This is a genomic window from Streptomyces sp. ISL-36 (assembly GCF_018614205.1).
Lineage (GTDB): Bacteria > Actinomycetota > Actinomycetes > Streptomycetales > Streptomycetaceae > Streptomyces.
Genome location: NZ_JAGGOS010000019.1, coordinates 1 through 621 on the forward strand (window position 1 = coordinate 1; position 621 = coordinate 621).

At 77.7% G+C, this 621-nt stretch carries 1 pseudogene; it reads right to left on the reverse strand.

Annotated features, from left to right (window positions below):
* Window positions 1-621 (reverse strand): annotated as a pseudogene (locus tag J7E93_RS36705) (S9 family peptidase); the annotation flags it as partial.

Consider the following 621-nt stretch of genomic DNA (forward strand, 5'->3'; position numbering starts at 1 on the left):
CGTCGCGGGCGACCGGCCGCAGCGGGACGGGCCGCACCGGGGGCCGGCCCGGCGGTACGGCGTCCTCGTCCCGCGACGACCAGGGCGTGCGCGCGGACGGTGCCCCCGGGGGCACCCACCACACACCGGGGCGGCGCTGGGAGCCGGAGAGGGCCAACACCATTCCGCCTGGGCCGGCCCGGGTGATCCTTGTGACCACCTCGTGCGGCAGCGGCACGTCCCGGGGCGGCGTGGTCCCGGTGGCCGCCCCGCTGGGCACCGGCCCGCCCGTCGGGAGGCCCAGGGTCTGAAGCTCACTGGCACCGTGTACGTTCCAGGCGAGTGCGGCGGTGCGGCCGTCCTCGGCGANNCCGACGCGCCCGCCGTCGTCGTCGAGACCGGCCGCCAGCAGGGCCGCGAACTGCCGCTCGTGGTCGCTCCGGAGCCACAGCGTGTGCCCGTCCTGCGAGAACCGGCCGATCCACGGATCCCCGTCGCCGACCCGCAGGACGGATCCGGCCGTGAGATCGGCGGTGCGCACGACCACCGCCTCGCGTCGGCCGCGCGGCCCCCGGCGTACGAGGGCGAACCGCTCGTCCTGGCTGATGTCGCACACCCGCAGCGTCGCGGCCCCGGATTCGG